The sequence below is a fragment of the Streptococcus mitis genome, from assembly GCF_047464035.1.
In the GTDB taxonomy this organism is placed as follows: Bacteria; Bacillota; Bacilli; order Lactobacillales; family Streptococcaceae; genus Streptococcus; species Streptococcus mitis_DX.
Genome location: NZ_JASHCQ010000018.1, coordinates 21,263 through 33,279 on the forward strand (window position 1 = coordinate 21,263; position 12,017 = coordinate 33,279).

Consider the following 12,017-nt stretch of genomic DNA (forward strand, 5'->3'; position numbering starts at 1 on the left):
TGATAGGCTAATTCTAGTAGATATTGTCCATATTCTTTGATAAGAGTTTCTTTGTTTTGCTCGCTAAAGTTACCAGCGAGTCCTTGAATGAATTTACCAAATGCCATATTTTTCTCCTTTGTTTACACTAAGTTTACAGGAACTTCAACTTCTCGTAAACCTTGATCAGTTAAAGTGACTTTTCCATTAAAAAACTCTACAAGTGCAGCTTTAATAGTTTCTTTTTCTTCTTTATCAACATAAATCATCGTATCGACTTGATCTGTAAAGTTTGTATCCAGTTCCATGAGATTATATTCCTTAAGGAAGTTACTGTACTCTTGGTACTGAGCGTAAGACATTTGAATAGCAATGCCAGCCTGTTCCTTTATTTCAATGATGCCAATTTCTTTGACAGCTAAGGCAACACTGCCAGCGTAAGCACGAATCAATCCTCCAGCGCCTAGTTTAATGCCACCAAAGTAGCGTGTCACTACCACACAGACATTAGTAAGATTGTGATTTTCTAGTACCCCAAGCATGGGAACGCCAGCAGTCCCACTGGGCTCACCATCATCACTTGTCCGTTTGATTCCACTACGTTCCCCAATAATGAAGGCAGAGCAGTTATGAGTAGCTTTGTAGTGCTCTTTCTTGATGGCAGTAATGAAGTCACGAGCCTCTTCTTCGCTATAAACACGCTTGGCATGACAGATAAAGCGGGATTTTTTGATTTCTTCTTGGACTTGTCCGTCCTCTTTAATTGTTCTAAATTCCATGATTTAATTGTACTAAAAAATCATTTAAAGCGCTAGGTTTTTACGAATAAAGAAGTATGAAAGTAAATCCAAATTATCTCGGTCGCTTGTTTACTGAGAATGAATTAACAGAAGAGGAACGTCAGTTGGCGGAGAAACTTCCAGCAATGAGAAAGGAGAAAGGGAAACTTTTCTGTCAACGTTGTAATAGTACTATTCTAGAAGAATGGTATTTGCCCATCGGTACTTACTATTGTAGGGAGTGTTTACTGATGAAGCGAGTCAGGAGTGATCAATCTTTATACTATTTCCCACAGGAGGATTTTCCGAAGCAAGATGTTCTTAAATGGCGTGGTCAATTAACCCCTTTTCAAGATAAGGTATCACAGGGACTGCTTCAAGCGGTAGACAAGCAAGAGCCAAGCTTGGTTCACGCTGTAACAGGAGCTGGAAAGACAGAAATGATTTATCAAGTAGTAGCTAAAGTGATCAATGCGGGTGGTGCAGTGTGTTTGGCCAGTCCTCGCATAGACGTTTGTTTGGAGCTGTATAAGCGCCTGCAAAAGGATTTTGCTTGTGAGATAGCCCTCCTACATGGAGAATCAGAGCCGTATTTTCGAACACCACTAGTTGTTGCGACGACCCATCAGTTATTGAAGTTTTATCAAGCTTTTGATTTACTGATAGTGGATGAAGTAGATGCCTTTCCTTATGTTGACAATCCTATGCTTTACCATGCTGTCAAGAATAGTGTAAAGGAGAATGGCTTGAGAATCTTTTTAACAGCAACTTCTACCGATGAGTTAGATAGGAAGGTTCGCATCGGAGAATTAAAACGATTGAGTTTGCCAAGACGATTTCATGGAAATCCTTTGATTATTCCTAAACCTGTCTGGTTATCCGATTTTAATCACTGTTTAGAGAAAAGTCGGTTGTCACCAAAGCTAAAGTCTTATATTGAGAAGCAGAGAAAGACAGGTTATCCGTTACTCATTTTTGCTTCAGAGATTAAGAAAGGGGAACAGTTAAAAGAAATCATACAGGAGCAATTTCCAAATGAGAAAATTGGCTTTGTATCTTCTATCACAGAAAATCGATTAGAGCAGGTACAAGCTTTTCGAGATAGAGAACTGACAATACTTATCAGTACGACGATATTGGAGCGTGGAGTTACCTTCCCTTGTGTTGACGTTTTCGTAGTAGAGGCCAATCATCGTCTGTTTACCAAGTCTAGTTTAATACAGATTGGAGGACGTGTCGGTCGGAGTATGGACAGACCGACAGGAGATTTGCTTTTCTTCCATGACGGGTTAAATGCTTCAATCAAAAAGGCAATTAAGGAAATTCAGCAGATGAATAAGGAGGCGGGGCTATGAAGTGCTTATTATGTGGGCAGACTATGAAGGCTGTTTTAACTTTTAGTAGTCTCTTACTTCTGAAGAATGATGACTCTTGTCTTTGTTCAGACTGTGACTCTACTTTTGAGAGGATTGGAGAAGAAAACTGCCCAAACTGTATGAAAACAGGTTTGTCAACAAAGTGTCAAGATTGTCAATTTTGGTGTAAAGAAGAAGTTGAAGTCAGTCATAGAGCGATTTTTACTTACAATCAAGCTATGAAGGATTTTTTCAGTCGGTATAAGTTTGATGGAGACTTCCTTTTAAGAAAAGTTTTTGCTTCAGTTTTAAGTGAGGAGTTAAAAAAGTACAAAGAGTATCAATTTGTTGTAATTCCCCTAAGTCCTGAAAGATTGCTCGAGAGGGGATTTAACCAGGTTGAAGGTTTAGTTGAAGCAGCAGAGTTCTCTTTGCAAGACTTACTAGAGAAGAGAGAAGAGCGGGCCAGTTCTTCCAAAAATCGTTCAGAACGCTTGGGGACAGAACTTCCTTTCTTTATTAAAAGGGGAGTCACTATTCCTAAAAAAATCCTACTTATAGATGACATTTATACTACTGGAACAACTATAAATCGTGTGAAGAAGCTGTTGGAAGAAGCTGGTGCTGAGGATGTAAAAACATTTTCCCTTGTAAGATGAGGAAAAAATTTGCAAAAATAAAATGAAAGCGTTATAATGAAATCAGAAAAACAAAAATGTTTAGAAAGAAGGTACTCATATGATTAAATATAGTATCCGTGGTGAAAACCTAGAAGTAACAGAAGCAATTCGTGATTATGTAGTTTCTAAACTCGAAAAGATCGAAAAGTATTTTCAAGCTGAACAAGAGTTGGATGCTCGAGTAAACTTGAAGGTGTATCGTGAAAAAACGGCTAAAGTGGAGGTGACGATTCCGCTTGGTTCAATTACTCTTCGTGCAGAAGATGTGTCTCAAGATATGTATGGTTCAATTGACCTTGTAACCGATAAAATTGAACGTCAGATTCGTAAAAATAAAACAAAAATCGAGCGTAAAAATAAAAACAAGGTAGCAACTAGTCAATTATTTACAGATGCTTTGGTGGAAGATACAAATGTTGTCCAATCTAGAGTTGTTCGTTCAAAACAAATTGATTTAAAACCAATGGATTTGGAAGAAGCTATTCTACAGATGGATTTGTTGGGACATGATTTCTTTATCTATGTGGATGTTGAAGATCAGACAACCAATGTGATTTATCGTCGTGAAGATGGCGAGATTGGCTTGTTAGAAGTTAAAGAATCTTAATTTCAATATGTGTAAAGGAAGGTTTACTAAATTGTAAACCTCCTTTTTCTTATAATTGATAGAATTACTGATTACACTTTTAAAAAGTCGCTTTTTGGTGGTTATTATGGTATAATGGGTGCCAAGAGGTTTGGAATGAAAAAATTTTATGTAAGTCCTATTTTCCCCTTAATATTAGGAATAGTGGCGTTCGGAGTGCTATCTGTGCAACTTGTTTTTGTAACGAATACACTGGTAACGCTATTTCTTTTGCTACTTATTTTGGGTTCATATATTTTACTATTCATCCATCAGAGAGACTACTACTCAAGGAGTGAAGTAGAACAAATCCAGTATGTAAACCACCAAGCTGAAGAAAGTTTGACAACCTTGTTAGAACAGATGCCTGTCGGAGTTATTAAATTAGACTTGTCGTCAGGTGAAGTTGAATGGTTTAATCCTTATGCTGAATTGATTTTGACTAATGAAGTGGGCGAAATTGATGTGGCATTAATTCAAACAATTATCAAGGCTTCTGTGGGGAATCCAGGTTCTTATGCCACCTTGGGTGAGACCCGCTATTCGGTTCATATGGACAAGGTGTCTGGAGTTCTTTACTTCTTTGATGTGTCTGGAGAATACGAAGCGACTGTTGAGTTAGTAACGAGTCGACCTGTGATTGGGATCGTTTCCGTTGACAACTATGATGATTTAGAAGATGAAACATCGGAGTCTGATATCAGTCATATCAATAGTTTTGTAGCCAATTTTGTTTCAGAATTTGCTGGGAAGCATGCCATGTTCTCCCGTCGAGTGAGTATGGACCGTTTCTATCTCTTTACGGACTACACGGTACTTGAGGGATTGATGAATGATAAATTTTCTGTTATCGATGCTTTCAGAGAAGAGTCAAAACAGAGACAGTTGCCTTTGACCTTAAGTATGGGCTTTTCTTATGGTGATGGAAATCATGATGAGATAGGTAAAGTTGCATTACTCAACTTGAACTTGGCTGAAGTGCGTGGTGGAGACCAGGTGGTTGTCAAGGAGAACGACGAAACGAAAAATCCAGTTTATTTTGGTGGTGGGTCTGCTGCGTCAATCAAGCGTACACGAACACGTACGCGCGCTATGATGACGGCTATTTCAGATAAAATTAGAAGTGTAGATCAGGTTTTTGTAGTTGGTCATAAAAACCTTGATATGGATGCTTTGGGTTCTGCTGTAGGTATGAAGTTATTTGCTAGTAATGTAACAGAAAATAGTTATGCTCTTTATGATGAAAATCAAATGTCACCAGATATTGAACGAGCTGTTGCATTCTTAGAAAAAGAAGGAGTTACGAAGTTGTTGTCTGTTAAGGATGCAATGGGGATGGTGACCAATCGTTCTTTGTTGATTCTTGTAGACCATTCAAAGACAGCTTTAACTTTATCAAAAGATTTTTATGATTTGTTTACCCAAACTATTGTTATTGACCACCATCGAAGGGATCAGGATTTCCCAGACAATGCAGTTATCACTTATATCGAAAGTGGTGCAAGCAGTGCCAGTGAGTTGGTAACGGAATTGATTCAGTTCCAGAATTCTAAGAAAAATCGTTTGAGTCGTATGCAAGCAAGTGTTTTAATGGCTGGTATGATGTTGGATACTAAAAATTTCACCTCACGAGTGACTAGTCGGACATTTGATGTTGCTAGCTATCTCAGAACGCGCGGAAGCGATAGTATTGCTATCCAGGAAATCGCTGCGACGGATTTTGAAGAATATCGTGAGGTCAATGAACTGATTTTACAGGGACGTAAATTAGGTTCAGATGTACTGATAGCAGAGGCTAAGGACTCGAAATGCTATGATACAGTTGTTATTAGTAAGGCAGCAGATGCCATGTTAGCTATGTCGGGCATTGAAGCGAGTTTTGTTCTTGCGAAGAATACACAAGGATTTATCTCTATCTCAGCTCGCAGTCGTAGTAAACTGAATGTACAACGGATCATGGAAGAGCTGGGAGGTGGAGGCCACTTTAATTTGGCAGCAGCTCAAATTAAGGATTCAACCTTGTCAGAAGCAGGTAAAAAACTGACAGAAATTGTATTAAATGAAATAAAGGAAAAGGAGAAAGAAGAATGAAAGTAATCTTTTTAGCAGATGTTAAAGGAAAAGGTAAAAAAGGTGAAATTAAGGAAGTACCAACAGGTTATGCACAAAACTTTCTTATCAAAAAGAATTTAGCAAAAGAAGCAACTGCTCAAGCTGTAGGTGAACTTCGTGGTAAACAAAAATCTGAAGAAAAAGCTCATGCTGAGATGATTGCAGAAGCAAAAGCAATTAAAGCCCAACTAGAAGCAGAAGAAACGGTTGTAGAATTTGTTGAAAAAGTTGGTCCAGATGGCCGTACTTTTGGTTCTATTACCAATAAGAAAATTGCAGAAGAATTGCAAAAGCAATTTGGAATTAAGATTGATAAACGTCATATTCAAGTACAAGCTCCGATTCGAGCTGTTGGTTTGATTGATGTACCAGTGAAAATCTATCAAGATATTACAAGTGTAATCAATCTTCGTGTGAAAGAAGGGTAAATTTACACTTTCTTGACAAGATTGTAAAAGGAAGGGAAGTCTGATGGCAGAAGTAGAAGAGTTACGAGTACAACCTCAAGATATCTTAGCTGAGCAATCCGTTTTAGGGGCTATCTTTATTGACGAGAGTAAGCTTGTTTTTGTGCGAGAATATATTGAGTCTCGGGACTTTTTTAAGTATGCCCATCGTTTGATTTTCCAAGCTATGGTCGATTTATCCGATCGTGGCGATGCTATAGATGCAACAACGGTTCGTACCATTCTTGATAATCAAGGTGATTTACAGAATATTGGTGGCCTGTCTTACTTGGTTGAGATTGTCAATTCTGTGCCAACTTCTGCTAATGCGGAGTATTATGCTAAGATTGTTGCAGAGAAGGCCATGCTACGTCGATTAATCTCCAAGTTGACAGAGTCTGTCAATCAAGCTTACGAGGCTTCGCAACCAGCTGATGAAATCATTGCTCAGGCAGAAAAAGGACTAATTGATGTCAGCGAAAATGCTAATCGAAGTGGATTTAAGAACATTCGAGATGTGTTGAATATCAACTTTGGAAATCTGGAAGCTCGCTCGCAACAAACGACCGATATTACAGGTATTGCGACAGGCTATCGTGACTTGGATCATATGACGACTGGACTTCATGAGGAGGAGTTGATTATCCTAGCAGCCCGTCCGGCGGTTGGTAAGACAGCCTTTGCTTTGAATATTGCGCAAAATATTGGAACCAAGTTAGACAAAACGGTTGCTATCTTTTCGCTCGAAATGGGTGCGGAAAGTCTAGTGGACCGTATGTTGGCGGCAGAAGGCTTGGTGGAATCGCATTCTATCCGTACGGGTCAATTGACTGATGAGGAGTGGCAAAAATATACCATTGCTCAAGGGAACCTAGCTAATGCAAGTATCTATATCGATGATACGCCAGGGATTCGGATTACAGAGATTCGTTCTCGTTCTCGTAAACTGGCTCAAGAAACTGGAAATCTTGGTTTGATTTTAATAGACTATTTGCAGCTTATCACGGGAACTGGTCGGGAAAATCGTCAACAAGAGGTTTCAGAAATTTCACGTCAGTTGAAAATTTTAGCTAAGGAACTGAAGGTTCCAGTAATCGCTCTAAGTCAGCTTTCTCGTGGTGTAGAACAACGCCAGGATAAGAGACCGGTCTTGTCTGATATTCGTGAATCTGGTTCTATTGAGCAGGACGCTGATATCGTAGCCTTTCTTTATCGCGACGACTACTATGAGCGTGGTGGTGAAGAAGAGGAAGGCATACCAAACAATAAGGTAGAAGTTATTATAGAGAAAAACCGTAGTGGAGCTCGTGGAACGGTGGAATTAATTTTCCAAAAAGAATACAATAAATTTTCAAGTATCTCAAAGAGGGAGGCATAAGATGTCAGATGCATTTACAGATGTAGCCAAGATGAAAAAAATAAAAGAAGAAATCAAGGCACATGAGGGACAAGTCGTAGAAATGACTTTGGAGAATGGTCGTAAGCGCCAAAAAAATAGATTGGGTAAGCTAATTGAGGTTTATCCATCCCTATTTATCGTTGAATTTGGGAACGTTGAAGGAGATAAACAAGCTAATGTTTACGTTGAATCCTTTACTTACTCAGATATCCTTACAGAAAAGAATTTGATTCATTATCTTGACTAAAGTGAGAAATTTTCTCACTTTTTCTTTTTTTCTCCGAATAGTTTAAGTGAAGGTAATCTTCGATTTATATTATTTTTCAAGGAGGAAGAATGAAAATTTCACCATTTAAAGTAGCAGAGACAAGATTTTCTTTTAGAAAATCAGCTAAAAAGGTTGTTCCCTTTTTAGTAGTAGGATTGATGTTAGCAGCGGGTAATAGTGTATATGCCTATTCCGGAGGAAATGGATCGATTGCGCGTGGGGATGATTATCCTGCTCATTATAAAAATGGGAGCCAGGAGATTGATAAGTGGCGCATGTATTCTCGTCAGTGTACTTCTTTTGCAGCCTTTCGTTTGAGTAATGTCAATGGTTTTGAGATTCCGGCGGCTTATGGGAATGCGAATGAATGGGGCTATCGTGCTCGTCGTGAAGGCTATCGTGTCGATAATAGACCAGCGATTGGCTCCATTGCTTGGTCGACTGCAGGAACTTATGGTCATGTTGCTTGGGTGTCAAATGTAATAGGAGATGAGATTGAGATTGAAGAATACAATTATGGAATAAGGGAATCTTACAATAAGCGCGTCGTGAAGGCGAATACTATGACTGGCTTTATTCATTTTAAAGATTTAGCTGGTGGCAGTGTTGGGAATAGTCAATCCTCAGTTTCAACAGGAGGAACACATTATTTTAAGACTAAGGCTGCTATCAAAAATCAGCCTCTAGCTGGCGCAACTGCAATTGATTACTATTATCCTGGGGAGAATGTTCATTATGATCAAATTCTCGAAAAAGATGGGTACAAGTGGTTGAGTTATACGGCTTATAACGGAAGTCGTCGCTATATCCAGCTAGAGGGAGTAACCTCTTCACAGAATTATCAGAATCAATCAGGAAATAGCTCTAACTATGGATCCAATAACAGTTCAACTGTCGGTTGGAAGAAAATAAATGGTAGTTGGTATCATTTTAAATCAAATGGATCTAAATCAACAGGCTGGCTGAAAGATGGATCTAGTTGGTATTATTTGAAATCATCTGGTGAAATGCAGACAGGCTGGTTAAAGGAAAATGGTCTGTGGTATTATTTAGATAGTTCAGGGGCAATGAAAACGGGGTGGTATCAAGTCTCTGGTAAGTGGTATTATTCTTACTCTTCAGGCGCCTTAGCTGTCAATACGACAGTGGATGGCTACAGAGTAAATAGTGATGGAGAACGAGTATAGAAAATGGGAGTAGGAAAATTTCCTACTCTTTTCTGTAAGCAGTTTCCTTGACATTTTTTTTGTTTTGCGCTATCATATGTCCATATAATATATGGGAGTCTGTGTACAGTCTGAGAGGAAGTGTTAAACTTCGACCGCACCTGATCTGGGTAATGCCAGCGTAGGGAACGATACTTAGTCTATTCTTGACCTTTTCCATATATGGTAAAGGTTTTTCTTTTTGTCAAAGGAAAACGAGAAGAGGAGGTTGTTATGAAAGCAAGCATTGCCTTGCAAGTTTTACCCTTATCACAGGGGATTGATCGGATTGCTGTTATCGATCAGGTCATTGCTTATCTGCAAACTCAAGAAGTGACCATGGTAGTGACACCATTTGAAACAGTCTTGGAAGGGGAGTTTGATGAGCTCATGCGCATTCTAAAAGAAGCGCTGAAAGTGGCAGGTCAGGAGGCAGATAATGTTTTTGCCAATGTCAAAATAAATGTAGGAGAGATTTTAAGTATTGATGAGAAACTTGAAAAGTATACTGAGACGACATATTAGTCTAATGGGCTTTCTCGGAGTCTTGTCAATCTGGCAGTTAGCAGGTTTTCTTAAACTTCTCCCCAAGTTTATCCTGCCGACCCCTCTTGAAATTCTCCAGGCCTTTGTTCGGGATAGAGAATTTCTCTGGCACCATAGCTGGGCCACCTTGAGAGTGGCTTTACTGGGGCTGGTTCTGGGAGTATTGATTGCCTGTCTCATGGCTGTGCTTATGGACAGTTTGACTTGGCTTAATGACCTGATTTACCCTATGATGGTGGTTGTTCAGACCATTCCGACTATTGCCATAGCCCCTATTCTGGTCTTGTGGCTAGGTTATGGGATTTTGCCCAAGATTGTCTTAATTATCCTGACGACAACCTTTCCTATCATCGTCAGCATTTTGGACGGTTTTAGGCATTGTGACAAGGATATGTTGACCTTGTTTAGTCTGATGCGGGCCAAACCTTGGCAAATTCTTTGGCATTTTAAAATTCCAGTCAGTCTGCCTTATTTTTATGCAGGTCTGAGGGTCAGTGTCTCCTACGCATTTATCACAACAGTGGTATCTGAGTGGTTGGGAGGCTTTGAGGGTCTTGGTGTTTATATGATTCAGTCCAAGAAACTGTTTCAGTATGATACCATGTTTGCTATTATTATTCTGGTATCGATTATCAGTCTTCTCGGTATGAAATTAGTCGATATTAGTGAAAAATATGTTATTAAATGGAAACGTTCATAAGAAAAAGGATGTTTCTGGAAAAGAAAAGAGGAAATTGAAATGAAGAAAACATGGAAAGTGTTTTTAACGCTTGTGACAGCTCTTGTAGCTGTTGTGCTTGTGGCCTGTGGTCAAGGAACTGCTTCTAAGGACAACAAAGAGGCAGAACTCAAGAAAATCGACTTTATCCTAGACTGGACACCAAATACCAACCACACAGGGCTTTATGTGGCTAAGGAAAAAGGCTACTTCAAGGAAGCTGGAGTGGATGTTGATTTGAAATTGCCACCAGAAGAAAGTTCTTCTGACTTGGTTATCAACGGAAAGGCACCATTTGCAGTGTATTTCCAAGACTACATGGCTAAAAAATTGGAAAAAGGAGCAGGAATTACTGCCGTCGCAGCTATCGTAGAGCACAATACATCAGGAATCATCTCTCGTAAATCTGACAATGTAGCTAGTCCAAAAGACTTGGTTGGTAAGAAATACGGGACATGGAATGACCCAACGGAACTTGCTATGTTGAAAACCTTGGTAGAATCACAAGGTGGAGACTTTGAGAAGGTAGAAAAAGTACCAAATAATGACTCAAACTCTATCACACCAATCGCTAATGGTGTCTTTGACACTGCTTGGATCTACTATGGATGGGATGGAATTCTTGCAAAATCTCAAGGTGTAGATGCTAACTTTATGTACTTGAAAGACTACGTTAAAGAATTTGACTACTACTCACCAGTTATCATCGCCAACAACGACTACCTCAAAGACAACAAAGAAGAAGCTCGCAAAGTTATCCAAGCCATCAAAAAAGGCTACCAATATGCTATGGAGCATCCAGAGGAAGCAGCTGATATCCTCATCAAAAATGCACCTGAACTAAAGGAAAAACGTGACTTTGTCATCGAATCTCAAAAATACTTGTCAAAAGAATACGCAAGCGACAAGGAAAAATGGGGTCAATTTGACGCAGCTCGCTGGAATGCCTTCTACAAATGGGACAAAGAAAATGGTATCCTCAAAGAAGATTTGACAGACAAAGGCTTCACCAACGAATTTGTGAAATAATGACAGAAATTAGACTAGAACACGTCAGTTATGCCTATGGTCAAGATAGGATTTTAGAGGACATTAACCTGCAGGTGACTTCAGGTGAAGTGGTTTCCATTCTGGGCCCAAGTGGTGTAGGGAAGACCACCCTCTTTAATCTCATCGCTGGGATTTTAGAAGTTCAGTCAGGGAGAATTGTCCTTGATGGTGAAGAAAATCCCAAGGGGCGCGTGAGTTATATGTTGCAAAAGGATCTGCTCTTGGAGCACAAGACGGTGCTTGGTAATATCATTCTGCCCCTCTTGATTCAAAAGGTGGATAAGGCAGAAGCTATTGCTCGCGCAGATGAAATTCTTGCGACCTTCCAGTTGACAGCTGTAAGAGATAAATACCCTCATGAACTCAGTGGGGGGATGCGTCAGCGTGTGGCCTTGCTTCGTACCTATCTTTTTGGGCACAAGCTCTTTCTCTTGGATGAGGCCTTTAGCGCCTTGGATGAGATGACCAAGATGGAACTCCACGCTTGGTACCTTGAGATTCACAAGCAGTTGCAGCTAACGACCCTGATCATCACGCATAGTATCGAGGAGGCTCTCAGTCTCAGCGACCGCATCTATATCTTGAAAAATCGCCCTGGGCAGATTGTTTCAGAAATTAAACTAGATTGGTCTGAAGACGAGGACAAGGAAGTCCAAAAGATTGCCTACAAACGTCAAATCTTGGCAGAATTAGGCTTAGATAAGTAGAAAAATAGGGAGTTGGTGAAGATTGGTAAATTCGCAAACTAAGTTCCACCGCTAGTAGAAGTGGAAGTTAGTCTGATAAAAATCCTAAAAACCAGTGGAAATCCGTGTCAGGGTAAGTTCCACTGGTTTTACTAATGCTTGATTTCAT

13 protein-coding genes, 1 pseudogene and 1 riboswitch are annotated in these 12,017 nt (G+C 39.6%); of the genes and pseudogenes, 12 read left to right on the forward strand and 2 right to left on the reverse strand.

The window, feature by feature from the left end:
* Positions 1-11: 11 nt before the first annotated feature.
* Both QM818_RS06515 and QM818_RS06520 read right to left on the reverse strand, forming a co-directional pair.
* Positions 12-107: pseudogene (locus tag QM818_RS06515) on the reverse strand (PH domain-containing protein); the annotation flags it as partial.
* Positions 108-122: 15 nt separating this feature from the next.
* The gene (locus QM818_RS06520; RefSeq protein WP_000395748.1) at positions 123-758 is read right to left on the reverse strand and encodes a YigZ family protein; all 636 of its coding nucleotides are present in this window, start codon (positions 756-758) and stop codon (positions 123-125) included.
* Positions 759-814: 56 nt separating this feature from the next.
* Between QM818_RS06520 and QM818_RS06525 the strand changes: the two genes are divergently transcribed.
* From QM818_RS06525 to QM818_RS06580, 12 genes are all read left to right on the forward strand, one after another.
* Positions 815-2,113, forward strand: a complete 1,299-nt coding sequence (locus tag QM818_RS06525; protein ID WP_004255320.1) for an ATP-dependent helicase ComFA — start codon at positions 815-817, stop codon at positions 2,111-2,113.
* Positions 2,110-2,772, forward strand: coding sequence for a ComF family protein (locus QM818_RS06530; protein WP_004255321.1), 663 nt, complete (start codon positions 2,110-2,112; stop codon positions 2,770-2,772). The genes QM818_RS06525 and QM818_RS06530 overlap by 4 nt, the downstream gene beginning before the upstream one ends.
* A gap of 79 nt (positions 2,773-2,851) precedes the next feature.
* Positions 2,852-3,400 carry a ribosome hibernation-promoting factor, HPF/YfiA family gene (gene hpf, locus QM818_RS06535; RefSeq protein ID WP_004255322.1) on the forward strand — a complete coding sequence of 183 codons (549 nt, stop codon included), beginning with the start codon at positions 2,852-2,854 and terminating at the stop codon, positions 3,398-3,400.
* A 135-nt stretch (positions 3,401-3,535) separates the two neighbouring features.
* Positions 3,536-5,509 carry a GGDEF domain-containing protein gene (locus QM818_RS06540; RefSeq protein WP_414300056.1) on the forward strand — a complete coding sequence of 658 codons (1,974 nt, stop codon included), beginning with the start codon at positions 3,536-3,538 and terminating at the stop codon, positions 5,507-5,509.
* Positions 5,506-5,958, forward strand: coding sequence for a 50S ribosomal protein L9 (gene rplI, locus QM818_RS06545; RefSeq protein ID WP_000864214.1), 453 nt, complete (start codon positions 5,506-5,508; stop codon positions 5,956-5,958). The genes QM818_RS06540 and rplI overlap by 4 nt, the downstream gene beginning before the upstream one ends.
* 43 nt (positions 5,959-6,001) lie before the next feature.
* Complete coding sequence (gene dnaB / locus QM818_RS06550; RefSeq protein ID WP_004263550.1) at positions 6,002-7,354, forward strand: replicative DNA helicase; 1,353 nt, start codon at positions 6,002-6,004, stop codon at positions 7,352-7,354.
* Position 7,355: 1 nt separating this feature from the next.
* On the forward strand, positions 7,356-7,622 hold the full coding sequence (locus tag QM818_RS06555; RefSeq protein ID WP_001278169.1) for a Veg family protein: 267 nt from the start codon (positions 7,356-7,358) through the stop codon (positions 7,620-7,622).
* Between the two features lie 89 nt (positions 7,623-7,711).
* A complete protein-coding gene (gene cbpD, locus QM818_RS06560; RefSeq protein ID WP_020902625.1) occupies positions 7,712-8,830 on the forward strand; it encodes a choline binding-anchored murein hydrolase CbpD in 1,119 nt (372 codons plus the stop codon).
* Positions 8,831-8,911: 81 nt separating this feature from the next.
* A riboswitch (TPP riboswitch) is annotated at positions 8,912-9,014 on the forward strand.
* Positions 9,015-9,082: 68 nt separating this feature from the next.
* Complete coding sequence (locus tag QM818_RS06565; protein WP_410011785.1) at positions 9,083-9,373, forward strand: thiamine-binding protein; 291 nt, start codon at positions 9,083-9,085, stop codon at positions 9,371-9,373.
* A complete protein-coding gene (locus tag QM818_RS06570; protein ID WP_410011786.1) occupies positions 9,336-10,094 on the forward strand; it encodes an ABC transporter permease in 759 nt (252 codons plus the stop codon). The genes QM818_RS06565 and QM818_RS06570 overlap by 38 nt, the downstream gene beginning before the upstream one ends.
* 39 nt (positions 10,095-10,133) lie before the next feature.
* Positions 10,134-11,141: an ABC transporter substrate-binding protein gene (locus QM818_RS06575; RefSeq protein ID WP_049501969.1), complete on the forward strand. Its 1,008-nt coding sequence runs from the start codon at positions 10,134-10,136 to the stop codon at positions 11,139-11,141.
* Positions 11,141-11,869: an ABC transporter ATP-binding protein gene (locus tag QM818_RS06580; RefSeq protein ID WP_261048713.1), complete on the forward strand. Its 729-nt coding sequence runs from the start codon at positions 11,141-11,143 to the stop codon at positions 11,867-11,869. Before QM818_RS06575 ends, QM818_RS06580 begins: the two co-directional genes overlap by 1 nt.
* The last annotated feature ends 148 nt before the right edge of the window (positions 11,870-12,017 follow it).

Bases quoted from the DNA above. Each gene is read 5' to 3' on its own strand.
- rplI (WP_000864214.1), top strand. From the start codon at position 5,506: ATGAAAGTAATCTTTTTAGCAGATGTTAAAGGAAAAGGTAAAAAAGGT.
- cbpD (WP_020902625.1), top strand. From the start codon at position 7,712: ATGAAAATTTCACCATTTAAAGTAGCAGAGACAAGATTTTCTTTTAGA.
- QM818_RS06580 (WP_261048713.1), top strand. From the start codon at position 11,141: ATGACAGAAATTAGACTAGAACACGTCAGTTATGCCTATGGTCAAGAT.
- QM818_RS06555 (WP_001278169.1), top strand. From the start codon at position 7,356: ATGTCAGATGCATTTACAGATGTAGCCAAGATGAAAAAAATAAAAGAA.
- QM818_RS06570 (WP_410011786.1), top strand. From the start codon at position 9,336: ATGAGAAACTTGAAAAGTATACTGAGACGACATATTAGTCTAATGGGC.
- QM818_RS06565 (WP_410011785.1), top strand. From the start codon at position 9,083: ATGAAAGCAAGCATTGCCTTGCAAGTTTTACCCTTATCACAGGGGATT.
- QM818_RS06525 (WP_004255320.1), top strand. From the start codon at position 815: ATGAAAGTAAATCCAAATTATCTCGGTCGCTTGTTTACTGAGAATGAA.
- QM818_RS06530 (WP_004255321.1), top strand. From the start codon at position 2,110: ATGAAGTGCTTATTATGTGGGCAGACTATGAAGGCTGTTTTAACTTTT.
- QM818_RS06575 (WP_049501969.1), top strand. From the start codon at position 10,134: ATGAAGAAAACATGGAAAGTGTTTTTAACGCTTGTGACAGCTCTTGTA.
- QM818_RS06540 (WP_414300056.1), top strand. From the start codon at position 3,536: ATGAAAAAATTTTATGTAAGTCCTATTTTCCCCTTAATATTAGGAATA.
- dnaB (WP_004263550.1), top strand. From the start codon at position 6,002: ATGGCAGAAGTAGAAGAGTTACGAGTACAACCTCAAGATATCTTAGCT.
- hpf (WP_004255322.1), top strand. From the start codon at position 2,852: ATGATTAAATATAGTATCCGTGGTGAAAACCTAGAAGTAACAGAAGCA.
- QM818_RS06520 (WP_000395748.1), bottom strand. From the start codon at position 758: ATGGAATTTAGAACAATTAAAGAGGACGGACAAGTCCAAGAAGAAATC.